Source organism: Arthrobacter sp. Hor0625 (assembly GCF_052567525.1).
The window spans coordinates 1,001,757-1,023,344 of record NZ_CP199586.1 but is presented as its reverse complement, the minus strand read 5'-3'; the positions used below and the strand labels follow the sequence as shown (position 1 = coordinate 1,023,344).

23 protein-coding genes and 3 tRNA genes are annotated in these 21,588 nt (G+C 68.9%); 21 read left to right on the top strand and 5 right to left on the bottom strand.

The features are described from left to right. Nucleotides 1-16 precede the first annotated feature (16 nt). Together ACTWLI_RS04575 and ACTWLI_RS04570 are read left to right on the top strand one after the other, a co-directional pair. Nucleotides 17-985: an ATP-binding cassette domain-containing protein gene (locus tag ACTWLI_RS04575; RefSeq protein ID WP_445156118.1), complete on the top strand. Its 969-nt coding sequence runs from the start codon at nt 17-19 to the stop codon at nt 983-985. Then, on the top strand, nt 975-1,832 hold the full coding sequence (locus ACTWLI_RS04570; RefSeq protein ID WP_445155489.1) for an ABC transporter permease: 858 nt from the start codon (nt 975-977) through the stop codon (nt 1,830-1,832). Before ACTWLI_RS04575 ends, ACTWLI_RS04570 begins: the two co-directional genes overlap by 11 nt. A gap of 12 nt (nt 1,833-1,844) precedes the next feature. Here ACTWLI_RS04570 and ACTWLI_RS04565 read toward each other — a convergent pair whose 3' ends face one another. From ACTWLI_RS04565 to ACTWLI_RS04550, 4 genes are all read right to left on the bottom strand, one after another. Next, entirely contained in the window at nt 1,845-2,765 is a 921-nt protein-coding gene (locus tag ACTWLI_RS04565; protein ID WP_445155488.1) for a cation diffusion facilitator family transporter, read from the bottom strand. A 95-nt stretch (nt 2,766-2,860) separates the two neighbouring features. Next, complete coding sequence (locus tag ACTWLI_RS04560; protein WP_445155487.1) at nt 2,861-3,316, bottom strand: metallopeptidase family protein; 456 nt, start codon at nt 3,314-3,316, stop codon at nt 2,861-2,863. A gap of 9 nt (nt 3,317-3,325) precedes the next feature. Next, nucleotides 3,326-4,339 carry a DMT family transporter gene (locus tag ACTWLI_RS04555; protein ID WP_445155486.1) on the bottom strand — a complete coding sequence of 338 codons (1,014 nt, stop codon included), beginning with the start codon at nt 4,337-4,339 and terminating at the stop codon, nt 3,326-3,328. Between the two features lie 85 nt (nt 4,340-4,424). Further along, a complete protein-coding gene (locus ACTWLI_RS04550) occupies nt 4,425-5,471 on the bottom strand; it encodes a PHP domain-containing protein (protein WP_445155485.1) in 1,047 nt (348 codons plus the stop codon). A gap of 196 nt (nt 5,472-5,667) precedes the next feature. Here ACTWLI_RS04550 and ACTWLI_RS04545 point away from each other — a divergent pair. The 5 genes from ACTWLI_RS04545 (at nt 5,668) to ACTWLI_RS04525 (ending at nt 9,712) form a co-directional block, all read left to right on the top strand. After that, a tRNA-Glu gene (locus ACTWLI_RS04545) sits at nt 5,668-5,740 on the top strand. Nucleotides 5,741-5,842: 102 nt separating this feature from the next. Continuing rightward, nucleotides 5,843-5,916 (top strand) — tRNA-Asp (locus tag ACTWLI_RS04540). 48 nt (nt 5,917-5,964) lie between these two features. Next, nucleotides 5,965-6,040 (top strand) — tRNA-Phe (locus ACTWLI_RS04535). A gap of 325 nt (nt 6,041-6,365) precedes the next feature. After that, the gene (locus tag ACTWLI_RS04530; protein WP_445155484.1) at nt 6,366-9,116 is read left to right on the top strand and encodes an ABC transporter transmembrane domain-containing protein; all 2,751 of its coding nucleotides are present in this window, start codon (nt 6,366-6,368) and stop codon (nt 9,114-9,116) included. 146 nt (nt 9,117-9,262) lie between these two features. After that, complete coding sequence (locus ACTWLI_RS04525; RefSeq protein WP_445155483.1) at nt 9,263-9,712, top strand: hypothetical protein; 450 nt, start codon at nt 9,263-9,265, stop codon at nt 9,710-9,712. A gap of 169 nt (nt 9,713-9,881) precedes the next feature. Here ACTWLI_RS04525 and ACTWLI_RS04520 read toward each other — a convergent pair whose 3' ends face one another. Beyond that, nucleotides 9,882-11,066 carry a sensor histidine kinase gene (locus ACTWLI_RS04520; protein WP_445155482.1) on the bottom strand — a complete coding sequence of 395 codons (1,185 nt, stop codon included), beginning with the start codon at nt 11,064-11,066 and terminating at the stop codon, nt 9,882-9,884. A 108-nt stretch (nt 11,067-11,174) separates the two neighbouring features. Between ACTWLI_RS04520 and ACTWLI_RS04515 the strand changes: the two genes are divergently transcribed. The 14 genes from ACTWLI_RS04515 (at nt 11,175) to ACTWLI_RS04450 (ending at nt 21,572) form a co-directional block, all read left to right on the top strand. Continuing rightward, complete coding sequence (locus ACTWLI_RS04515; RefSeq protein ID WP_445155481.1) at nt 11,175-11,885, top strand: response regulator; 711 nt, start codon at nt 11,175-11,177, stop codon at nt 11,883-11,885. 193 nt (nt 11,886-12,078) lie between these two features. Then, nucleotides 12,079-12,624 (top strand): hypothetical protein, encoded by a 546-nt coding sequence (locus ACTWLI_RS04510; RefSeq protein ID WP_445155480.1) that lies wholly within the window; start codon nt 12,079-12,081, stop codon nt 12,622-12,624. 32 nt (nt 12,625-12,656) lie between these two features. Beyond that, a complete protein-coding gene (locus ACTWLI_RS04505; protein ID WP_445155479.1) occupies nt 12,657-13,388 on the top strand; it encodes a CPBP family intramembrane glutamic endopeptidase in 732 nt (243 codons plus the stop codon). A 160-nt stretch (nt 13,389-13,548) separates the two neighbouring features. Continuing rightward, a complete protein-coding gene (locus ACTWLI_RS04500; protein ID WP_445155478.1) occupies nt 13,549-14,193 on the top strand; it encodes a GNAT family N-acetyltransferase in 645 nt (214 codons plus the stop codon). A gap of 219 nt (nt 14,194-14,412) precedes the next feature. Beyond that, nucleotides 14,413-14,874 (top strand): Asp23/Gls24 family envelope stress response protein, encoded by a 462-nt coding sequence (locus ACTWLI_RS04495; RefSeq protein WP_445155477.1) that lies wholly within the window; start codon nt 14,413-14,415, stop codon nt 14,872-14,874. Beyond that, on the top strand, nt 14,871-15,062 hold the full coding sequence (locus tag ACTWLI_RS04490; protein ID WP_056736281.1) for a hypothetical protein: 192 nt from the start codon (nt 14,871-14,873) through the stop codon (nt 15,060-15,062). Before ACTWLI_RS04495 ends, ACTWLI_RS04490 begins: the two co-directional genes overlap by 4 nt. A 2-nt stretch (nt 15,063-15,064) precedes the next feature. Beyond that, a complete protein-coding gene (locus tag ACTWLI_RS04485; RefSeq protein ID WP_445156117.1) occupies nt 15,065-15,427 on the top strand; it encodes a hypothetical protein in 363 nt (120 codons plus the stop codon). Beyond that, on the top strand, nt 15,424-16,074 hold the full coding sequence (locus ACTWLI_RS04480) for a hypothetical protein (protein WP_445155476.1): 651 nt from the start codon (nt 15,424-15,426) through the stop codon (nt 16,072-16,074). Before ACTWLI_RS04485 ends, ACTWLI_RS04480 begins: the two co-directional genes overlap by 4 nt. Then, entirely contained in the window at nt 16,071-16,682 is a 612-nt protein-coding gene (locus ACTWLI_RS04475) for a hypothetical protein (protein WP_445155475.1), read from the top strand. The genes ACTWLI_RS04480 and ACTWLI_RS04475 overlap by 4 nt, the downstream gene beginning before the upstream one ends. 240 nt (nt 16,683-16,922) lie before the next feature. Then, nucleotides 16,923-18,212 carry an ABC transporter substrate-binding protein gene (locus ACTWLI_RS04470; protein ID WP_056736274.1) on the top strand — a complete coding sequence of 430 codons (1,290 nt, stop codon included), beginning with the start codon at nt 16,923-16,925 and terminating at the stop codon, nt 18,210-18,212. 7 nt (nt 18,213-18,219) lie between these two features. Continuing rightward, nucleotides 18,220-19,257, top strand: coding sequence for a carbohydrate ABC transporter permease (locus ACTWLI_RS04465; protein WP_445155474.1), 1,038 nt, complete (start codon nt 18,220-18,222; stop codon nt 19,255-19,257). After that, nucleotides 19,254-20,141 (top strand): carbohydrate ABC transporter permease, encoded by an 888-nt coding sequence (locus tag ACTWLI_RS04460; protein WP_445155473.1) that lies wholly within the window; start codon nt 19,254-19,256, stop codon nt 20,139-20,141. Before ACTWLI_RS04465 ends, ACTWLI_RS04460 begins: the two co-directional genes overlap by 4 nt. Before the next feature lie 39 nt (nt 20,142-20,180). Next, nucleotides 20,181-20,429 (top strand): hypothetical protein, encoded by a 249-nt coding sequence (locus tag ACTWLI_RS04455; protein WP_445155472.1) that lies wholly within the window; start codon nt 20,181-20,183, stop codon nt 20,427-20,429. Nucleotides 20,430-20,513: 84 nt separating this feature from the next. Continuing rightward, the gene (locus ACTWLI_RS04450) at nt 20,514-21,572 is read left to right on the top strand and encodes a LacI family DNA-binding transcriptional regulator (RefSeq protein WP_445155471.1); all 1,059 of its coding nucleotides are present in this window, start codon (nt 20,514-20,516) and stop codon (nt 21,570-21,572) included. Nucleotides 21,573-21,588 lie beyond the last annotated feature (16 nt).

The following is a 21,588-nucleotide window of genomic DNA, read 5'->3' as shown; positions in this document are numbered from 1 at the left end:
CGCGCCGCCCGCCGAACTGAGCATCGAGACACGGGGCCTGAGCAAGCGCTTCGGCCGGCAACTGGCGGTCGACGGGATCGATTTGGCCGTTCCCCGGGGTTCGGTGTTCGGGTTCCTGGGCCCCAACGGCTCCGGCAAGACCACCACCATCCGGATCCTCCTGGGGCTGGCCGCAGCCTCCGGCGGGTCGGTCCGGGTCCTCGGCCAGGAGATGCCGCGGCAGCTGCGCACCGTGCTGCCCCGGGTCGGTGCCCTGGTCGAGGGGCCGGCGTTTTACCCGTTCCTCTCCGGGGCCGCGAACCTGCAGCGCTTCGATGCCGCGGATCCGGACGCTCCAACCCGGACGCGGCAGGCGCGGGTGCGCACCGCCCTGGAACGGGTGGGCCTGGCGCACGCGGCGGACAAGAAGGTGCGGGCCTATTCGCTCGGGATGAAGCAGCGGCTGGGGATCGCCAACGCCCTGCTGGCGCCCCGGGAGCTGCTGGTCCTGGACGAGCCGACGAACGGGCTGGACCCGCAGGGCACCCGGGAGGTCCGGCACCTGGTCCGGTCACTGGCAGCGGACGGGGCCACCGTGTTTGTCTCCAGCCACCTGCTCGCGGAGGTGGAGCAGATCTGCACCCACGCGGCGATCATGAGCGCCGGACGGCTCGTGGCGCAAGGTGCCCTGGCGGAGCTGCGGCAGGCCGGCCAGCCGAGGGTGCGGCTGGTGACCCCGGATCCCGGTGGTGCCGCGGCGGTGCTGGCCCGCTTCGGGTTGACGTCCGACGGCGGCGGGTTCAACGGCGGTTCGCCCGGCAATGCGCCGGACGGGGCGGTGCTGCGCGCCCGGTTGCCGGCCGGGCCGGACACCCCGGCGCCGGAAACCCTCGTTGCGGCGCTGGTGGCGGAGGGAGTCCGGGTCCGGGGCTTCACCGTGGAGCAGGGCAGCCTCGAGGACCGCTTCGTTGAACTGACGGGGGAGGGGTTCGACGTTGCCCAATGACCGGAGGCCGGCTGGTTCCGTGCCGACATCCCTGCCCGGGCTGCGGCTGCTCGGCTCCGAGCTCGGCGTGCTGTTCCGGCGCCGCCGGACCTGGGCCATGCTGCTCGCGCTCGCCGCCGTCCCGGTGCTGATCGCCGTCGCGGTGCGGCTCTCCTCGGCGGTCCCGCCCGGACGGGGCCCTGCCTTCCTGGACCGGATCAGCCAGAACGGGCTCTTCGTCGGCATCACGGCCATGCTCGTCGCTGTCCCGCTCTTCCTGCCGCTCACGATCGGCGTGGTGGCCGGAGACACGGTGGCGGGCGAGGCCGGTCTGGGCACCCTCCGCTACCTTCTCGCAGGCCCCGCCGGCCGGGGCCGGCTGCTGCTGGTCAAGTACGCCGGCGCCGTGGTGTTCGCCATCGCGGCACCGTTCACGATCGCCCTCGTCGGGGCCGGCATCGGAGCCGTGCTCTTCCCTGTGGGGCCAGTGACCCTGCTGTCCGGGGACTCGATCGGACCCGCCGAGGCGGTGGGGCGGCTGCTGTTGATCGCCGCGTACCTGGCCGTATCGCTCGTGGGCCTGGCCGCCGTCGGACTGTTCATGTCCACCCTCACCGACGTGCCCGTCGGCGCAATGGCGGCCACGGTGGTCCTGGCGGTCGTCACCCAGGTTGCGGACGCGCTGCCGCAGCTTGACTGGCTGCACCCGTGGCTCTTCAGCCACCGCTGGCTCGACTTCGCCGATCTGCTGCGCCAGCCCGTGGTCTGGGATTCCTTTGCCGCCAACGCCCTGCTGCAGGCCGGCTACGTGGCGGTGTTCGGCGCGCTGGCTTACGCCCGGCTCGCGACCAAAGACATCCTGTCCTAGGGCGGTCCGGCCTTAGGCGTGCTGGTGGGCCTCGTGCTCCGCATGCGTGGCCGGTTCGAGCTGGAAGGTGCAGTGCTCGGTATCGAAATGCGATCCGAGGCAGGTCACCAGCTTGTCCAGCACCCGGTCCGCCCCGCGCGCGCCCAGCGCCTCGTCCTCCACGACGACGTGGGCAGAGAAGACCGGGACACCGGACGTGATGGTCCAGATGTGGATGTCGTGGACGGACACGACGCCGTCGACGGACATGATGTGCTCGCGGATCATCTGGACGTCCACACCCTTGGGGGTGGCCTCAAGGAGCACGTCCACGACGTCGCGCAGCAGGTGCCAGGCGCGGGGCAGGATCATCAGCGCGATCAGGATCGACGCGATGGTGTCCGCCGCCTGGTAGCCGGTCACCATGATGACGACGGCGGCGGCGATGACGGCGAAGGAACCCAGCAGGTCACCGAGCACCTCAAGGTAGGCGCCGCGGACATTGAGGCTTTCCTTCTGCGCGCCGCGGAGGATCAGCAGCGAGACCAGGTTGGCCACCGCGCCCAGCACGGCGGCGAACAGCATGACGTCGGTGTGCACCTCGGGGGCCGAGCCAAGCCTGCGCAGGGCTTCCGTGAAGATGACGACGGAGATGACGATCAGCACCAGGGCGTTGGCCAGGGCCGCCAGGACCTCGGCCCGCTGGTAGCCGTAGGTCCGCTGGTCGCTCGCGGGCCGCGCGGCGATCCAGGCGGCCAGCAGCGCGATGAACACGCCGGCGGCGTCGGAGAGCATGTGCCCGGCGTCGGCCAGCAGCGCCAGGGACCCGGAAAACAAAGCCCCCGCGACCTGGATCAGGACCACGGACAACGTGATGCCCAGGACGGCGACCAGGCGCTTCCGGTGCTTCCCGGTGGCCGTGATGCCGTGCGAATGGCTGTGGTCGTGTCCCATGGGTTAAAGGCTAGCCGCCCGTGCAGGCAAGGGCGCATCCGGGCAGCCGGGCAGGGCGGACGCTGCGCCGCTCGTGGGAAGCCGGGACGGCCGGGCTACCCCCAGCCCAGTTCGTGCAGCCGCTCGTCGCTGATGCCGAAGTGGTGCGCGATCTCATGGACCACGGTGACTGTGACTTCCTCGACCACGTCTTCGCGGGACGAGCACAGCTCCAGGATCGGCTGGCGGTAGATGACGATGCGGTCCGGCAGCGAGCCCGCGTCCCACCAGGAATCCCGCTCGGTCAGCGGCACCCCTTCATAGAGGCCCAGCAGCACCGTGTCCGGGTCTTCGCCGGGCTGCGGGACGTAATCGTCCTCAATGAAGACGGCGACGTTGTCCATGGTCCTGGCCAGCTCGGCCGGGATCCGGTCCAAGGCATCGGTGACTGCCGCCTCGAAGTCGTCCTCCGACATGGGGAACGGTTCGCCGGCGGGCAGCTGCGCGCCGGGTCCGCCGTCGTCGTCTCCGGACGGCAGGATCGGCAGCCCGGGCGGCAGGGAAACTGGCATGCCGGAATCCTACGCCCCGGCCTGGGTGCGGCGGCGAGGGCGGCGACGGGTCAGGGCGACGCCGACCAGGCAGATCGCCCCGCCCACCAGGCCCCAGACGGTGGGTATCTCGCCCAGGACCAGCCAGGAGATCAGGATGGTGGTGCCGGGCACCAGGTAAGTGGTGGCGGCGAGCCGCCCGGCGTCGATCAGGGACAGGGCGTAGGCCCACGTGGTGAACGCGATCGCCGTGGGGAAGACGCCAAGGTAGACCAGGCCCAGCGTGGCCGGCAGGGGAGCGGCCTGCAGCTCGGCGGCGAGCTGGCCGCTGAAGGGCAGGCAGCACAGTGCGCCGATCAGGATGCCGTACCAGGTGGCCTGGGCCGCGGGAAGCTTCCGCAGGACCGGCTTTTGTACGATCACGCTGACCGCCGCCAGGGCCGCGGCGAGCAGGCAGAGCAGCACTCCGGCCACATCCGCCGTCGACCGCTGGCCGGAGCCGAGGGCGATCACCGCCACGCCGCCGAAGGCCACCAGGCTGCCGATGATCAGCCAGCGCGGGAAGCCCTCCTTCAGGATGATGCCGGCCATGACGGCGACCAGGATGGGGTTGACGTTGATCAGCAGCGCCGCGGTGCCGGCGTCGAGCAGGTGTTCGGCGGCATTGAGGGCGACGTTGTAGCCGCCAAACCACATCACGCCGTATGCCAGGATCGGCCACCATTCCCGCCCGCGGGGCAGCGTGGCCGCCTTCCGGAAGGTCGGGAGGACCACCAGGCCCAGCACGACGGCGGCCACGGCCAGCCGTCCCAGGGTCAGCGCACCGGGCGAGAAGCTCGGACCGACGGCGCGGATGCCCACGAACGCCGAGGCCCAGAGCACCACGGTCACGACGACGGCGGCGATCCCGAGCCGGCTGATCTGCCCGGACGGCGGGTCCGCCTGGCGGGAAGGGTGGCCGGCGGGAGCCGCGGCGCCGGGCTCGGGCGCCGGGGCGGCGGGGGTGATGCTGTCGGGCCGGGGACTGCCGGTGGATGTTGCCATGCAGCCAATCTAGCCCGTGCCGGGGCGCCGCGGCTGGCGGAAATCGGTCACGTCTCGACGGTTTCCCGCCAAAATTCCGCCGGTGTCAGCGGCGCGCCCAGTCGAGCAGCCGGTCCACCGGCCAGGTGGTGATGATCCGCTCCGCCGGAACGCCGTTCCGCGCGGCCCGCTCCGCGCCGTATTGCAGGAAATCCAGCTGCCCCGGGGCGTGCGCGTCGCTGTCGATGCTGAAGAGGCAGCCGGCGTCCAGGGCCAGCTGGATCAGCTCGTCCGGCGGGTCCTGCCGTTCCGGCCTGGCGTTGATCTCGACGGCCACGTCATGGTCCGCGCACGCCGCGAAGACGCGCTTGGCGTCGAAGTCCGACGGCGGCCGGGTGCCGCGCGAGCCGTTCAGCAGCCGACCGGTGCAATGGCCCAGCACCCGCGTGTGCGGATCGGCGATCCCGGCCAGCATGCGCCGGGTCATGGTGCGGCTGTCCGAGCGGAGCTTAGAGTGCACGCTTGCCACCACCAGATCCAAGCGGTCCAGCAGTTCCGGGGCCTGGTCCAGCGTCCCGTCCTCGAGGATGTCCACCTCGATACCGGCGAGCAGCCGGACCCCCGCCGCCCCGGCCTTACTGTCGCCCCCGCCCTTGCCGCCGTCGGTGCCGAGCCCGGCAATGACGTCCAGCTGTTTGGTGAGCCGTTCGGCGCTGAGCCCGTTGGCGATCCGCAGGGTCGGGGAGTGGTCGGTCAGGGCGAGGTATTCGCGGCCCAGCAGCGCGGCCGCCTCAAGCATGGCCTCGATGGGCGAGCCGCCGTCGGACCAGTCGCTGTGGGTGTGCAGATCGCCGCGGAGCTGTGCCAGCAGTTCGCCGCCGCCCTCGGCCAGCGGGGCGGCGCCGCGTTCCCGCAGGCCGGCCAGATAGTCGGGCACGCCGCCGTCGACCGCCTGCGAGATCACCTCGAAGGTCCGGTCCCCAATGCCCTTGGTCCGCTTGAGCCGGCCGTCCGCCACGCGGGCGGCCAGCTCCTCGGCAGACAGGTCCGCAATGACGGCGGCTGCCTTGCGGAATGCCTGGACTTTGAAGGTGGTGGCGCGGTCGCGTTCGAGCCAGAAGGCGATCTCATTCAGCGCAGCTGTGGCATCCATCCGACCATCATTGGCCTACCCGGCGGGGTGCTGTCCAGAGCTTATTCCCGGGTTGGGGCACCAATTTTGGAGATTCCGGAACTTGGCCCTATAGTTTTATAGGTCCAGTTCGGAGGAACCCGAAGGGCGCTGAAACGGAAGGCTTAGGCCCAACATTTTTGCCCTTGCTGCAGTGGTTTTACCGGACGGCGTCCTGGCCCCCATCGTCTAGCGGCCTAGGACACCGCCCTTTCACGGCGGCGGCACGGGTTCGAATCCCGTTGGGGGTACGCAAGGAAACTGGTCAAGCCGGCTGAAAAAGTCTGGTAGGCTAAAGACCTTGAAAAAACGCGGTAGCGATACTGCGGAAGCAAGGAAAGCAGTACAAGCAAGGCCCTGTAGCGCAGTTGGTTAGCGCGCCGCCCTGTCACGGCGGAGGTCGCGGGTTCAAGTCCCGTCAGGGTCGCTCTGATTGCCAGAAGAAATTCCGGCCGTCATGGTGACACGTCACCTAGGCTCTGTAGCTCAGTTGGTAGAGCGTTCGACTGAAAATCGAAAGGTCACCGGATCGACGCCGGTCGGAGCCACCAGCTAGAACCCCGCAGTTCCCAGTGTTTACACGGGAGCGGCGGGGTTTTTCGTTCTTAAACCCGTCCCTGCTCAGCGAAGCTCTCTCAGCTGCACCGGCACCTCGTCGAACGGCGGGTCCCGCGCCGGCAGGTGGACATACCTTTCAGTTGCTGGCGATGAACGGGCCGCAGTGTCCTAGACAGGGGACGGCGCACGGGGTAGACATTGAGCGGACCCGTTGCGTAGAGGGGGAGGACGCTCTGTGGAGATCGCTGACATCTCGGATCTGCTCGAGACGGACACCCCTGTGCGCGGGGGCCTCCCGGGGCGGGGCAACGGATGTTTGTGACTTTTTGGCGGTTCCGCCGGGCTCTGAAACCGCGCGCCGTCGCGCTGGCTGCCGGGGCCGCCTTGGTGGTCCTCGCGGCTGCCCTGCAGGTGGCCCTGCCGTGGCCCCTGAAGATCATCGTCGATGATGTGCTCAAGTCCCCGGGCGGGGCGAGCCAGAACGAATTCCTGCGGGCCATCGGTGCGGCCGGGCTGGAGCCGCAACAGCTGCTGTGGGTGGCCATAGCGGGCCTGTTGGCGCTGACGGTGGCCAATGCGGCGGCCCACTACTTCGGGGCCCGGCTCCTCAACGGCGTCGGCGAGCGGGTCATGGCCTCCATCCGCTCCGAGGTGTTCACCCACCTCCAGCGCCTGTCGCTGTCCTTCCACGACAAGCAGAGGCTCGGTGACCTGGTGACGCGGGCGACCACGGACATCGACTATGTGCGGGCCATGATCATCTCAATGCTCGCCGTCCTGGTCCCAAACGTCCTCATCCTGGCGTTCATCACGACGATCTGCATCGTCGTCGATCCGGGCTTTGCCCTGATTGCCCTGGCCGTCTCACCGGTGCTGTTCGCCACCGTGCTGCTGTACCGCCCCCGCATTAAGGCCGCGTCCCGGGCCGCGCGCAAGAAGGACAGCGACATTGCCTCCACGATGACCGAGACGTTCTCCTCGGTGCGGGTCATGCAGTCCTCCTCGAGCGAGGCGCGCCACGAGGCCGACTTCCAGGACCGCAACGCTGCGCGGATGACGGCGGGCCTGCGGCTGGTCCGGCTCCAGGCGGCGCTGTCCCCGCTCGTGGATGTCATCGTCACGCTCGGTACCGTCGTGGTGCTGTGGGCCGGGGTGCAGCGGGTGCTGGACGGGTCGATGACGCTGGGCCTGCTGCTGGTCTTCCTCGCCTACCTCAAGGCCCTTTACGATCCGATGAAGGAACTCTCGAAGCTGACGACGGTCATGAGCCGGGGCCAGGTCAGCGCGGAACGGCTCCAGGACGTCCTCAACACCGCCCCGGCGATAACGGATCCCCCCGGTACGCCGCCGGCTCCGCTGCTGGCGGGCGCGGTGGAGCTGCGGGACGTCGACTTCCACTACGACGACGCCGAGGTGCTGCACAAGATCAACCTGCGGGTGGAGCCGGGCCGGATGATCGCACTGACCGGGCCCACCGGCGCGGGCAAATCGACAGTGGTCAGCCTCATTCCGCGGCTCTACGACGTGACGGGCGGTGCCGTCCTCCTGGACGGCATGGACGTCCGCGACCTCCAGCTGGCCACGGTGCGCCGGCAAATCTCGATGGTGCTGCAGGAATCCATCCTGTTCCACGGCACCATCTACGACAACATCGCCTACGGATCGGATGCCGCCACCCCGGAACAGGTTTTCGCCGCAGCCCACGCCGCGCACGTCGACGAGTTCGTTGACCGGCTGCCGCTGGGCTATGACACCCCGGTCGCAGAGCGGGGCGTCAGTCTTTCCGGAGGGCAGCGCCAGCGCATCGCGATCGCCCGGGCCCTGGTCCGGGACACGCCGATCGTCATCCTGGATGAACCCACCTCCGGCCTGGACGCCATTTCCGAACAGTACGTGATGGAAGGCATGGACCGGCTCATGGCCGGGCGGACGGTCATCGTCATCGCACACCGCCTCTCCACGCTCCGGCGCGCGGACCGGATCTACGTGCTGGACAAGGGGCGGATTGTCGAAAGCGGCGACCATTCCCAACTCCTCGCCGCCGGCGGTCTCTACAGCAGACTCGACGGACTGCAGGGGACACCGGGGAAGCCGGTCCTGCCGCCGGCCGTTCCCGGCGTGATCCGTGAAACGACGACGGCGATGCCCCGGACCTCCGGAGCACTTCCCTGGCGGGTAGGAAGGGACGGGGCCCTGGAGGTCCTGCTGGTGCACCGGCGCAACCATCAGGACTGGTCCATTCCCAAGGGAAAGGCTGAGCCGGGCGAGACGGACCAGGAGTGCGCGCTGCGGGAAGTGGGCGAGGAAACGGGCCTCGTCTGCCGGGCCGGTTCCGAGTTGCCGCAGGTGACCTACCTGGACCGCCGCCGGCGCCTCAAGACGGTCCGCTACTGGGCCGCCGAGGCCCAGGGCGGCACCTTCTCGGCCAACGCGGAAGTGGACGACGCGCGCTGGTTCAGCCTCCCTGCAGCCCTGCGGACGCTGAGCGAACCACGCGAACGACCCGTGATCCTCGCCCTGGGCGTGGTGCTCGAGCGGGAACTCGGAGTCCGCGCAGCTCCGGCCCGGGACAGGATGCTCCTGCTCGTCCGCGGGGCCTCAGCCACCCCGCGGCACCTGTGGGACCACTCCGAAATAACCCGGCCGCTCGCCCACGAAGGACACACAACGGCCCGCTCCCTCGAGGGCCTCGGCTCGTTCTTTGAAATAGACCGGGTGCTCTCCGCGCCGGCGGCCCGGTGCATCGACACCGTAGGGCCGCTGGCCCGCCGTGCGTCCCTCTCGGTGGAAGTGGCCGGCGATCTGTCCGACGGCCGCATCGACCGGGCGATGGGGCTCGTCGACAACGCCCGTGGCACCGGGACCGTGCTCTGCACGCACGAGGATGTCATCTCCTCGGTCCTCGACCGCCTGGCCGCCCGCGACGGGACCGCCCTCGACAGCCGCGCCGGCCGCCGCCGCGGTTCGGTCTGGGCCCTGACCGGGGACGCGTCACGCTACACCTGCGCGTACTACCTCCCCATGCCCCAGGCAGTCCCGCTGACCGGACAGTGCGCTTCCATCAACTGAGTCCTGCCCCCGCATCCCCGTCGCTCCTGGGGAGGGGTTGGGGACACGCCGGCGGGTCCGGCTAGACTCGCTCGCTGGGGAAAACGCCATTGCCGCGGGCCGTCCTGAACCGGTCCGGGGCGCACCGCCCGAGCAGAAGAGTAATTGTGAAGACCGCAGCACCGACCGTAACCGCACTCCTTGCCGCCCTGGCCCTTGCCGGGTGCTCTGCGCCCGGGACCACGGCCCCGCCCGCTCCGCCGTCGTCGTCGGCTCCGGCGGCAGCCTCCACCCCGGAAGCCACCACCACCGCCTCCGCCGGGCCCTACGGCGACTTCCCCTCGGCGGCCGAGGCCTGCAAGACCATCGCGGAGCAGGCCACCGGCGCCTCCCTGCTGCCGCTGTCGGCGGCGCAGGGTAAAACCGCCGAACTGGAGCAGCTCAAAGCCGAACTCAGCCGCACGGCAGAGCGGGCACCGGAAAGCATCAAGGCCGACTTCGCCGAGCTCAACCGGGTGGCCGTCGCCGGCCTGAGCGACCAGACCGTCTACTCCAGCGGCAAGTTCGAGGAAGCCATGGCCCCCGTGACCGGCTGGATTGCAGCGAACTGCAAGTAGGCCGCTCTCGGCCCTGAGCCACAGGGGACCCTCCCAACCGGCGAATTCTGCGAGCTGGCGGTGCTCGACAACGGCGCCACACGGTCCCAGGTCCCGAAAGCCATGCGAGGAATCGTTCCACAGCAAGCTGGCAGGGGTGTCCACCCGGGGTGGCGCTCTCGGTCTGATGTCACTGGGGGGAGGGCCGTGGCCGGGGTCGAGATCCGGCGGACTGTCCGTCCAGGGCAGGCAAGTACGGAATGGAAAGCTGGACTCGGAAGCCGCTGTCGAGAGGTCCGGCTGTCACGGTGCCGCTAGCGAGGTCCGCGCGTTCGGTCATGCCGGTCAGGCCGTACCCGGGGTCCGCCGCGGAATCCGAGATGCCGGTGCCGCTGTTGGTGATGCGAAGGTCCACCCTGTCCGGTCCCCAGACGAGCTCTACCTCGACATCGGATCCAGGGGCGTGTTTCCGGACGTTCGACAGCGCTTCCTGCGAGGTCCGGTAGAGGGCCAGAGCTGCCTCCGGAGGGAGCGGAACCGGTTGTCCCAAGGTGCGGTAGCGCGCCATGCCGCTGGAGGCGAGCCGGTGCTGGTCGACCAAGGAACCGATTGATTCGGGTCCGGGAATCTCCTCGCCGCGGAGGGTCCGGACCGCGCGGCGTGCCTCCGTGAGGCCCGAGCGGGACAGTTGCTGGGCCCGTTGGATTGTCTCGAGCAGTTGGGTATCGGTGTTGGTGCTTTGGGCCAGCAGCCGTGCACCTTCGAGCTGGAGTGCCAGCCCCGACAGGGTGTGGGCCAGGACGTCGTGCATTTCCCGTGCCATTCGGCCGCGCTCCGCGGCCAGGGTGGCTGCCTGCTCCGCCTCGCGGCTGGCCTGCAGTTCCTGGAGGAGCGCGGTAATGCGCAGCCGCTGCTCGCTTTCCGTCCGGAGCAAGGTGCCGACAAGGAAGAAGAACGCCGCGCCGGCGTCGGTTGCGACGATCAACGGGAGGGCGGAATGCCCGGAGCTGAGCTGGAGGACGTTGAATGCCAGCACCCCCAGCAAAGTCACGGCGGCCAGGACGGCCCGCGGGGGACGCAGCGGCGCAAACGCTGCCAGCAGGAACAAGGCGATGACCTCGCCTGCCGGGTCCGCGACGCGCATCCCCACCACAGCCAGTGCCATGAGTGCCGTGAGTGCGGCGTAGGCGGCCGGTGGCAGGGTCTTGCGGGTCAAGAACGGAACGGCGGCGCCGGCGAAGGCCAGTGCTGCCAGCGCGTTAAGGAGTCCGGGGCCGCCGGTTGCAAAGCCCGGGTCGCTGAAGCCTGCGGTGAGGGCCACCAGGGCGACCATGGCCAGGCCCAGCGGGGTGAGCCATTGGCGCGGGAAGTTCATGGCTGGAATCGTCCCACACTCCGTCACCGTCTTCCTCAGACCTGGAGTGGAGATTACCCGCGACGGTCCGTACCGGGCGACCACCGGGCATGTCGGCGTGAGATGCTGGTGGCACTGAGCGGAGGGGAGCGGGCGGTGCAGGAAGCCGGGGTGCGGGTGCTGATCGCTGACGACCAGAAAGTGGTCAGGGACGGCCTGTCCATGATCCTGGGTCTGCTGGAGGGTATCGAGGTCGTCGGAACCGCTGTCGACGGCGCCGACGCCGTCCGCCAGGCTCAGACGCAGAGGCCCGACGTCGTCCTGATGGACCTTCACATGCCGGTCATGAACGGAGTCGAAGCCACCGACCTCCTCAGCCAGCAAACACCCGCAGTCCGCGTCGTCGTCCTGACCACCTATGCAGACGACCAATGGGTGTTCTCGGCGCTGCGGGCCGGCGCGCGGGGGTTTCTGACCAAGGACGCCGATGCCGAGGAAATCAAGCACGCCCTGGTCACCGTCGCCGCCGGCGAAGCCCAGTTGGACCCCACCGTCCAGCGGCGCCTCCTTGAAGCTCTGGCCCGGGGTGACCATGCAGGCCTGATCCCCGGCGCCGGGGATGCCCCGCCCGCCAAACGGCCCCACGGCCTCACCCCCCGGGAGACCGACGTCCTGGTCCTCGTGGCCGAAGGGCTGTCCAACGGCGAAATCGCCGACCGCCTGTTCGTCTCTGATTCAACGGTGAAAACACACATCAACCACCTGCTCGCCAAGACAGGCATGCGGGACCGGGCCCAACTGGTCGGCTTCGCCTTCCGCCACCGCCTGGTCACCGGCTGAGCCTCCCGGCTCTCCATCCAGCCGGCCCTACCTGGCTCTCCACGGAGGGAATGAGGCCTCCACCCCCGGGTGGACAAGGTGCCGGTTCGGAATCCACCGCCGGGCCGAATCCGTCCCCGATTCTCCTGCGTAGCTTTGAAGAAAGCACACCCCACGGGCTGCATGGCCGCCCCAGTACGTACCGGAGAATCCCATGACCACCGCACAATGGCTGCTCAACATCGGCCTCCTGATCTTCATCCTCGCCACCAACCTCGGCACCCGGCCCGTCACCCGCCGCCGCCTCGCCATGCCGCTCCTGCTCGCCGCCGTCGCGGGGGTTCTGTTGCTCGCCAACGTCCCCACGCGGGGCAACGACGTCGCCCTCGACTTCATCGGCGGCGGCGCCGGCGTCGCCCTGGGCATCCTCGCCGGCGTGCTCATGCCGGTCCGGCGCCGCGCCGACGGGGCCGTGACCAGCACGGCCGGTCTGCCGTACGCCCTGCTGTGGCTGCTGGTCATCGGGGGACGGATCGCCTTCGCCGAGTCAGCCAACGGATGGGCCGCGGCCGGAATCCGGGACTTCTCCATCAGCAACGCCATCACAGGAGCCGACGCATGGACCGCAGCCTTCGTGATCATGGCACTGTCCATGGTCGCCGCCCGGGCGGTCACTACCGTCATCCGCTGCCGGGTCCTGCCCCTGTCCGCCGATTCGGGGGCACCCGTCCCCGTCCCCGCACCCACCCACGGCTACTGAGCACGGGCACTGAACCGGAAGGAAGAGAGACTATGACCGAAACCCAAACCGCCGCCCCGGCACGTCCCCTGCGCACCCCCCTGACCCTGACAGGAATCACCATAGCGGCCACGCTCCTCGCGGCCCTGCTCATCAACTGGCTGGCCCCTGGCTTGGAACCCATGCAGCAAAGGTTCATCGCTGTGCTGGCCCTGGCCGCCTTCGCGTGCATCGTCGTCGCCGCGACCAGCCGCGACCTCTTTACCGCCGGCAGGGTGCACGCCGGGTTGCTCATCGTCCCCGCGCTGGTGATCCTGGCGCCCTTCGCGGCAGGCATCAAAGACATCGGATTACAGGCCGGAGCGACACTCGTTCTGGGCTACCTCGCCACCGGCGTCTACGAGGAGCTGTGGTTCCGCGGCTTGATCCTGAAAAGCCTCGCATCGTGGACCCCGACCAGGGCCGCACTGCTGTCCTCCGCGCTCTTCGGCCTGACACACCTGGCCAACATCGCCTTCGGAGCCAACCCTGCCATCACCGCAGCGCAGGTGGTCGGGGCTACGTGTTTCGGGATGGGCCTGGCGGCACTGCGGCTGCGGGGCGTCTCACTGTGGCCCCTGATCATCCTCCACGCCCTCGGCGACATTGCCCTCCAGCTGGGGGACGTCAGCACGGCGTGGCGGTGGACCTTCATGGTCGGCGGAGACGTCACCCTGCTCATCTTTGGGTTTCTGATTCTCCGCACGGTCCCCACCGAGTCGGCCAAAACCACCGGCAATTCATGACTCGGAAACGATGCGCTGGATCCTCGTTGCAGGTCACGGTGACCAAGCCGCTGCGACTCAACCTGCTGAGGCGCCCCTGCAGCTATTGTGGTCGCAGCGGTGCCCCGGCGCGCGTTCGCCGCAGGGTTCATTACTATGACGGGATAAAGGACGGCAACTTATGAGCCTCTCGAGCGCCCGCGAACTCCCGGCAGGGAAACCTTACGCCGGGACACGCAGAGCGACGCTGGCAGACACGGGCACCGCAGCGGCTACGCTGGCGGCGGCGTTTAGAGACTATGTATGGACACGCTGGGTGCTGCCGGAAGCGAACTACGAGCAGCGTCTCCTTGAAGCCTTCAAAGTGGATCTCGAAACAACCGTCAAATACCTGGGTGAGGTCTGGATGACTGACGAGGGGTCGAGCGTCGCCGCCTGGATACAGCCGCAGCCCACAAGCATCCCGAAGCACGACAGTGACCGACGTGAAGCCGTACTACGACGGGTTGTTGGCGTGAATGCCTCCAGCGTCCAGGCCGCCGAAGATGCAATCGCCGCGCGCCGTCCCGGTTCCAAGTACTGGTATCTGGCAACTATGGGTACGGCGCCCGAACGCCGGAGGCTTGGTCTCGGCGGCGCCGTGCTGTCACCGGTGTTGGCCCAGTGCGACGAGACTGGTATCCCCGCACTGCTCGAGACCTCAAGCGAGGATAATGTCAGGTTCTACAGCCAGTTTGGCTTCGAAGTCACTTCGGAACTCGCGCCGCCCCATCAGGCTCCGTATACGTGGCTCATGACTCGGCCTCCGCAAGGAAGTTCGGTGTAGACCCGCTCAGTAGCAAGCCAGCACCCAGGAGGCCCACCCCTAGGACGCCTGCGACTACGCCATTATTTCTCTGGCGGTAGCCCCGGTGACCGGCTGGATTGCAGCGAACTGCAAGTAAGCCGCTCCCGGCCTCGAGCCAACCGCGGATTTCCCGGCGGGGCTGGCGCCGCCGTCGGTCCCTGGGACTAGGGTGGAGTCAAAGAGAAGGGGGAGTGCCAGATGGAGTACCAGGATTCTCAGCCCGCCGCGGTACCGGAGGCGGGACCGCCGCCCGTGGCCCGCATTGCCACCGGCCGCACCGTCATCTCCGAGGCCGCGGTGGCCAAAGTCGCCGGCATCGCCGCCCGCGCGGTCCCGGGTGTCTATTCCCTGGGAACCGGACCGTCCCGGGCCCTGGGAGCAATCCGGGACGCCGTCGGCAGCGCGGACCACGCGGCCGGCGTGCGCGCCGAGGTCGGCGAGACACAGGTGGCCGTGGACATTGACCTCGTCGCCCTCTACGGCACGCCGCTGCATCCGCTGGCGGACCAGATCCGGGCCGCCGTCTACGCCGCCGTCGAGGAACTGGTGGGCCTGCAGGTGATTGAAGTCAACATCGAAATCCACGACGTCTTCGTGCCCGGGCCGCCGAAACCGTCGGCTGCCGTCGAGGCGCGGCCCGCAAGGGAGGCACTGCAGTGAACCTGACCGTAGTCGGCCTGGCCGCCGGCGCTTTCCTGGCCTTCATGTCCTTCGCCTTCGGGGTCTGGGGCTTCCTGGGCTCCCTGCTCTTCATGGCCCTCGGCGCCCTGCTGGGCCGCGCGGCGGAAGGGAAGCTGGACCTGCGCAGCGTCGTGGATGCCATCACGGGCCGGCGCTCCTCCTCATGAGCATGCCCGCGGTCCGGCCCCTGGCCGGACACAACCGGATCAGCACGCAGGCCCTCACCAGCGTGGCCCGCGCGGCCGCGGCCGAGGCCCTCGGGGTGGCCGCGCAGGACGTGCGCGCGGACTGGAACGACGACGGCGGCCTGCTGGCGTTGTCGCTGGTCACTCCCATCGCGGTACCCTCGCTGACCTCGGTGCTGCGGGACCCGCACCGGGTGGGCGCCCTCGGCGGCCCCATCTGGGACCGTGCCGTGACCGCGAAGGCGCAGATCCTGCGCCGGGTGACGGAACTGAGCGGCGCGCAGCTGAGCCGGGTGGACATCCGGATCAGCGGCGCCAGCGTCACTGACGGCGGGAGGGTCCGATGAGCCGGACTGCCGAGCGCAGCGACACAGCAACGCCGGCCACCGGCGCCGGGTCACCCGCGCCGGACCGCCCCGGCGGGGCCGGCCTGGACCGGATCCTGGCCAGGGAAACCACCTCCTCCCGCGCGGCCGCCTCCGTGATCGCAGCGGTCCTCGTCATTGGTTTGTGCGGCTATGCGCTGCTGGAAACCGCGGTCCGGGCCGTCGGCCAGCCCCCGTGGCTGATCGATCCGCAGACCGCCGCGGAGCGGATCACCGCGCTGCCCGCCGGCGTGCCGCCCCTGCTGCTCGGCGCAGCCGGCGCAGTGGTCTTCGTCGCGGGACTCTTCTTCTTCCTCAACGCCGTGCTTCCGGGGAGGAGGGCCCGGCACGTGCTCGCAAACCCGCGCGCCGCCGTCGTGGTCGACGACGAAGTGATCGCCTCCGCGCTGGCCCGCCGTGCCCGGCTGGCGGCCAACGTCACCCAGGAGCAGGTCATGGTGGTGGTCTCCCGGCGCGAGGTGCAGGTGAACGTCCGCCCCACCTCGGGGGTTCCGTTGCAGGCTGCGGACATCCAGGCGGCCGTCGAGGACGAACTGCGTGACATGGCCCCCTCGCCCCTGCCCGTGGTCCGGGTCAACCTGGCGTCCGCGGGGGTGATCGGCGCGTGAACGGCACCCCGCGGATCCTCAACCGCATCCTGCTCGGAATCCTTGGCCTCAAACTCCTGCTGATCGGGGCGCTGCTGGTCCTGCTGGCCACCGTCCCCGCCGTCGGCCCGTGGTGGCAGGGCTGGTCCGCGGGCCTGTGGGACGGCCTGCGCGGACTGTTCGACCGAACCCGGATCCCCGGCCAGCCGGTGAGCTGGCTCTGGATGGTCATGGTGGTCCTGTTGCTGCTCGTCATCGGCCTGATGGTGGCCTGGCTCGCGCAGCAGGGTAAGGGCCGGGCCAACCTCCTGGTCGCCGAAGACGACGCGGGCCCCGTGCCCGGAAACGTCCGGATCGGCGGCGGAGTGGCCGAACAGGCCCTCCGTGCCGCACTGGCCGACCGCCCGGATCTCGCCGGGGCGACGGTGGCCACCTACGAATTCGAGGGCGAGCCGGCCCTGCGGATCCGGATCCAGCCGCGCCAGGGCGTCGCTCCGCATACCCTCGCCGCGGAACTGACGGCCCTCGTGGAGGCGCTGGACGCCGTCGTGGGCAAGCGCACGCCGGTGTTGCTGCACCTCGGATCCGGGGCTCGGTCCAGGTTCCGCCGCGCCGAACGCGTCCGCTGACCCAGCGCCGGCCCCGGCGACATTTTCCGAAACATCCGCCCCCTGCGTATCGCCTGTACCGCCCGCGCGCAGACGCCCCTGAGCCGGACCGCCGGGGGCGCGCCCTCGGCACCGATGGATCTCCGTTGGGTAAAGCTGTGATGTAAACGCTTGCATTCGACGCGGTGGTGTCGCTACTGTGATTGGCACCACAGAAACTGCACCACCGGTCCACGCCGGTACTCAGCGAGGAGCACCTGTATGAAAAACCGTAAGTACCTACTTCCTGCGGCCGCGGCCGGTGTCCTGGCCCTCTCCCTCACAGCGTGCGGAGGCGGCGGGAGCAGCTCGGGCGGCGGCGGGGCGGCCGGCGGCGGCGACGCGGCAGCCAACCTCGATGGCCGCGGCCCCATCACCTACGTACAGGGCAAGGACAACAGCAACGTGGTCCGGCCGCTGATCGAGAAGTGGAACAAGGCGCACCCTGACGAAAAGGTCACGTTCAAGGAGCAGACCGACCAGGCCGACCAGCAGCACGATGACCTGGTTCAGAACTTCCAGGCCAAGAACGCCAACTACGACGTCGTCAGCGTCGACGTGGTCTGGACCGCGGAGTTCGCCGCCAAGGGCTGGCTGCAGCCGCTCAAGGACAAGATGGCGCTGGACACGTCCGGCATGCTGGAGCCGACGATCGAAGCCGCGTCCTACAAGGGCACCCTCTACGCCGCGCCGGAATCCTCCGACGGCGGCATCCTGTACTACCGCAAGGACCTGGTCCCCACGGCCCCCAAGACCTGGGACGAAATGATGGGCATGTGCTCCATCGCCAAGGCCAAGAACATCGGCTGCTACGCCGGCCAGTTCTCGAAGTACGAGGGACTCACGGTCAACGCCTCCGAGGCGATCAACTCCTTTGGCGGTTCGGTGCTCGACAAGGACGGCAAGCCGAGCCTGAACACGGAAGAAGCCAAGGCCGGCCTGAACAACCTGGTCAAGGCCTACGCTGACGGCAACATCCCCAAGGAAGCCATCACCTACAAGGAAGAGGAATCCCGGCAGGCCTTCCAGGACGGCAAGCTCCTGTTCCTGCGCAACTGGCCGTACGTCTACAACCTGGCCACCACTGAAGGCTCGTCCAAGGTCAAGGACGTCCTCGGCATGGCCCCGCTTCCCGGCAAGGACGGCCCCGGTGCCTCCTCGCTCGGCGGCCACAGCGCCGGCATGAGCGTCTACTCCAAGAACAAGGCCACCGCGCTGGACTTCCTGAAGTTCCTCACCACCGAAGAGACCCAGAAGTTCTTCGCCACCCAGGGCTCGCTTGCTCCGGTGCTGACCAAGCTCTACGACGATAAGGAACTGGTCGCCAAGCTGCCGTACCTGCCGGTGCTGAAGACCTCGATCGAGAACGCCGTGCCGCGTCCGGTGACCCCGTTCTACCCGGCCGTGACTAAGGCCATCCAGGACAACGCGTACCCGGCGATCAAGGGCGAGAAGCCTGTGGACGCCGCGCTGTCCGACATGCAGAAGTCCATCGAGACCCAGTCCAAGTAGTCCCACGATGGCAACCGAATTGGGCCCGACGCCGGTGAAGAAACCGGCGTCGGGCGGGAACGGGCTCCACCACGCACCCAAGGGGGTGGGGGAGGACAACGCGATCGCCAGCCAGGGCAAGTGGGCCTCGTGGCTCCTGGCGCCGACCATCATCGCCCTGGCCGTCGTGATCGTTTACCCGATCATCAGCGCGATCGTCATGTCCTTCCAGGCCGACGCCGGAGTCGATCCGGAAACCGGGTTCTTCACCGAGGGCGGTCCGGCCGGCTTTACGAACTACATTAACTGGATCGCCCAGCAGTGCGCCTCACCCGCGGGCGGCACCGTGGCCTGCCCGCCGGGAACCCTGGGTTCCCAGTTCTGGTCCGCGACGGCGACGACGTTCTTCTTCACCGTGGTCACCGTGGCACTGGAGACCGTGCTCGGCTTCTGGATGGCCATGATCATGGCGCGCACCTTCAAGGGACGCAGCCTGGTCCGCGCCGCCGTTCTGGTGCCGTGGGCCATCCCCACCGCCGTCACGGCCAAGCTGTGGCTGTTCATCTTCGCCTTCGAGGGCATCGCCAACAAGCTCTTCAACACCACGATTCTGTGGACCGGCAGCGAATGGCCGGCCAAGTGGGCGGTCATCATTGCCGATGTCTGGAAAACGACGCCGTTCATGGCGCTGCTGATCCTGGCCGGCCTGCAGATGATCCCCGCCGAGGTGTACGAGGCCGCCAAGGTCGACGGCGCCACGGCGTGGCAGCGGTTCCGGATGATCACCCTGCCGCTGGTGAAACCGGCGCTGATGGTGGCCATCCTCTTCCGCACCCTCGACGCGCTGCGCATGTTCGACCTGCCGTACATCCTGACCGGCGGTGCGAACAACACCACCACGCTGTCCATCCTGGTGATCAACCAGATCAGGCAGGGCTTCAACGTGGCGGCGGCGCTATCGACCATCACATTCATCATCATTTTCCTTGTCGCCTTCATCTTCGTGCGCTTCCTGGGCGCGAATGTGGTGGAGCAGCAGACCGGCGCCAGTAAGGGGAAGAAATGACCGCCGCGACCGAGCTGCGCGCGCAGCAGGACCGGGGGCGCAAGGTCGCCCAGAACCGGGAAAAGTGGGCCCAGGGCCGGACCTACATCAGTGCCCTGGTGATCCTCATCTGGTGTCTCGCCCCGGCCTACTGGATGGTGGTGACCGCCTTCCGCGACGTCGGATTCACCTACGACACCTCAATCCTGCCGAGTCACGTCACGCTGGATAACTTCAAGACCGCGTTCGACACCTCGTTTGGAAACCGCTTCGGGCAGGCGCTGATCAACAGCGTGTTCATCGGCGTTGTGGTGACCGTGGTCTCGCTGCTGATCGGCGTGTTTGCCGCCTACGCCCTGGCCCGGCTGAATTTCCGGTTCAAGTTCCTGGTGCTGGGCTTCATCCTCGGAGCCTCAATGTTCCCGGGCGTCGCCCTGATCACCCCGCTGTTCCAGCTGTTCACCAACATCGGCTGGATGGGCACCTACCAGGCCCTGATCATCCCGAACATCTCGTTCGTGCTGCCGCTGACCGTCTACACGATGACGTCGTTCTTCCGCGAAATGCCGTGGGAGCTCGAGGAATCGGCCCGAGTGGACGGCTGCACGCAGGGTCAGGCCTTCCGGAAGGTGATCATGCCGCTCGCGGCTCCGGCCATCTTCACCACGGCGATCCTGGCGTTCATCTCCTCCTGGAACGAGTTCCTGATCGCCAGCCAGCTCTCGTCCGACGCGACCCAGCCGGTCACCGTCGCGATCGCGAGCTTCGCCGGCGCCCAGCCCAACCAGATCCCGTACACGGCGATCATGGCGGCCGGCACCATCGTGACCATCCCGCTGGTGATCCTGGTGCTGGTCTTCCAGCGCAAGATCGTCGCGGGCCTCACGGCAGGCGCCGTCAAGTGACGGCCCGCCGATGAGGTCCCGGACGATGGCAGGGACGTGATGGCGGAGAACCAGGGCGAGGTCCGCAGCACGCAGCGCCGGGTGCGCTCGGGCGAGGACTTCGACATCATCATCGGCTTCCTGGGCTTCTGGGCCGTGGTCCTGCTGGCGGTCACCGTCTGGATGGAGGTGACCGCCCAGCCGGCCCTCGGCTGGGCCCTCGGACTGCTGGTGACGTTGCTGGCACTGTACGGCATGATCCGGCTTCGACGGCGGCTGCCCGGGCGGACCGGGACCCGCCGCCGCTGAGGACGGCCGGAGGATAGGAAAGAGACGGCGCCGTGGGGGCGGCACGCCGGCCGCGGCGGAGCGGCCGGCCGACAAGGGGACACGGTGGCACGGACAACTGACAGGGCGCAGCGCGGCGGCCACACCGGCGTCAGCATCGAGGACGTCGCGGCCGCCGCGGGCGTTTCCACCGCCACGGTCTCCCGGGCCGTCCGCGGGCTGCCGAGGGTCTCGCCCGCCACCCGGGAGAAGATCCTCGACATCGCGGCCGCCCTGGGCTACGTGGCGTCATCCTCGGCGTCGGGCCTGGCCACCGGCCGCACCCGCACCATCGGGGTGCTGGCCCCGTTCGTGAGCCGCTGGTTCTTCTCCAAGGCCATCGAAGGAGCGGACCGGGAGCTGCACGGCCGCCAGTACAACCTCTCGCTGTTCAACCTTGGCGGCCACGGCAGCCACCGCGAGCGGCTCTTCAGCAAGACCATGGTCTACAAACAGATCGACGCGCTCCTGGTCCTCTGCATGGCCCTGACCCGGGAGGAACTCGAGCACCTGCAAAAGATCGACATCCCGCTCGTGGTAGTCGGCGGGCACGTCGAAGGCTGCGCCTACATCGGGATCGACGATTACGAGGCGGCCTCCACCGCGGTGCGCCACCTGATCGGGCTCGGCCACACGGACATCGCGCTGCTGCACGGCGACGACGAAACGGACTTGAACTTCGACGTTCCGCGGGTGCGGATCAAGGCCTTCCAGGACGTCATGGCCCAGTCCGCCCTAGCTGTCCGGCCGGAATGGGACGAGTGGGGGGACTTCACTGTCCGCAGCGGCCAGGAAGCGTTCCGGCGGCTGTGGGACCGGCCCGGGTCCAAGCCCACGGCCATCTTCTGCGCCTCCGACGAGATGGCCATGGGCGTCATCTTCGAGGCCCGGCGGGCGGGGCTGCGGGTCCCGGAGGACCTCTCCGTCGTCGGCATCGACGACCACGAATTTTCCGCCGCCGTCGGGCTCACCACCGTGGGCCAGCGGCCCGACGAGCAGGCCGAACTCGGCACCAAGATGCTGCTGGATGAACTCGACGGGCTGGCCGGGTCCGTGCGGTCCACGGTGGCCCCGCACCGGCTGATCGTCCGGGACTCGACGGCGGCCCCGCGGCCGGCCGGGTGACGGCTCAGGAGACGCG

Coding starts and splice junctions, on each gene's coding strand:
- ACTWLI_RS04480 (WP_445155476.1), top strand. CDS start 15,424: ATGAGCCGGACTGCCGAGCGCAGCGACACAGCAACGCCGGCCACCGGC.
- ACTWLI_RS04510 (WP_445155480.1), top strand. CDS start 12,079: ATGACCACCGCACAATGGCTGCTCAACATCGGCCTCCTGATCTTCATC.
- ACTWLI_RS04495 (WP_445155477.1), top strand. CDS start 14,413: ATGGAGTACCAGGATTCTCAGCCCGCCGCGGTACCGGAGGCGGGACCG.
- ACTWLI_RS04460 (WP_445155473.1), top strand. CDS start 19,254: ATGACCGCCGCGACCGAGCTGCGCGCGCAGCAGGACCGGGGGCGCAAG.
- ACTWLI_RS04505 (WP_445155479.1), top strand. CDS start 12,657: ATGACCGAAACCCAAACCGCCGCCCCGGCACGTCCCCTGCGCACCCCC.
- ACTWLI_RS04455 (WP_445155472.1), top strand. CDS start 20,181: ATGGCGGAGAACCAGGGCGAGGTCCGCAGCACGCAGCGCCGGGTGCGC.
- ACTWLI_RS04470 (WP_056736274.1), top strand. CDS start 16,923: ATGAAAAACCGTAAGTACCTACTTCCTGCGGCCGCGGCCGGTGTCCTG.
- ACTWLI_RS04485 (WP_445156117.1), top strand. CDS start 15,065: ATGCCCGCGGTCCGGCCCCTGGCCGGACACAACCGGATCAGCACGCAG.
- ACTWLI_RS04565 (WP_445155488.1), bottom strand. CDS start 2,765: ATGGGACACGACCACAGCCATTCGCACGGCATCACGGCCACCGGGAAG.
- ACTWLI_RS04500 (WP_445155478.1), top strand. CDS start 13,549: ATGAGCCTCTCGAGCGCCCGCGAACTCCCGGCAGGGAAACCTTACGCC.
- ACTWLI_RS04550 (WP_445155485.1), bottom strand. CDS start 5,471: ATGGATGCCACAGCTGCGCTGAATGAGATCGCCTTCTGGCTCGAACGC.
- ACTWLI_RS04465 (WP_445155474.1), top strand. CDS start 18,220: ATGGCAACCGAATTGGGCCCGACGCCGGTGAAGAAACCGGCGTCGGGC.
- ACTWLI_RS04520 (WP_445155482.1), bottom strand. CDS start 11,066: ATGAACTTCCCGCGCCAATGGCTCACCCCGCTGGGCCTGGCCATGGTC.
- ACTWLI_RS04555 (WP_445155486.1), bottom strand. CDS start 4,339: ATGGCAACATCCACCGGCAGTCCCCGGCCCGACAGCATCACCCCCGCC.
- ACTWLI_RS04560 (WP_445155487.1), bottom strand. CDS start 3,316: ATGCCAGTTTCCCTGCCGCCCGGGCTGCCGATCCTGCCGTCCGGAGAC.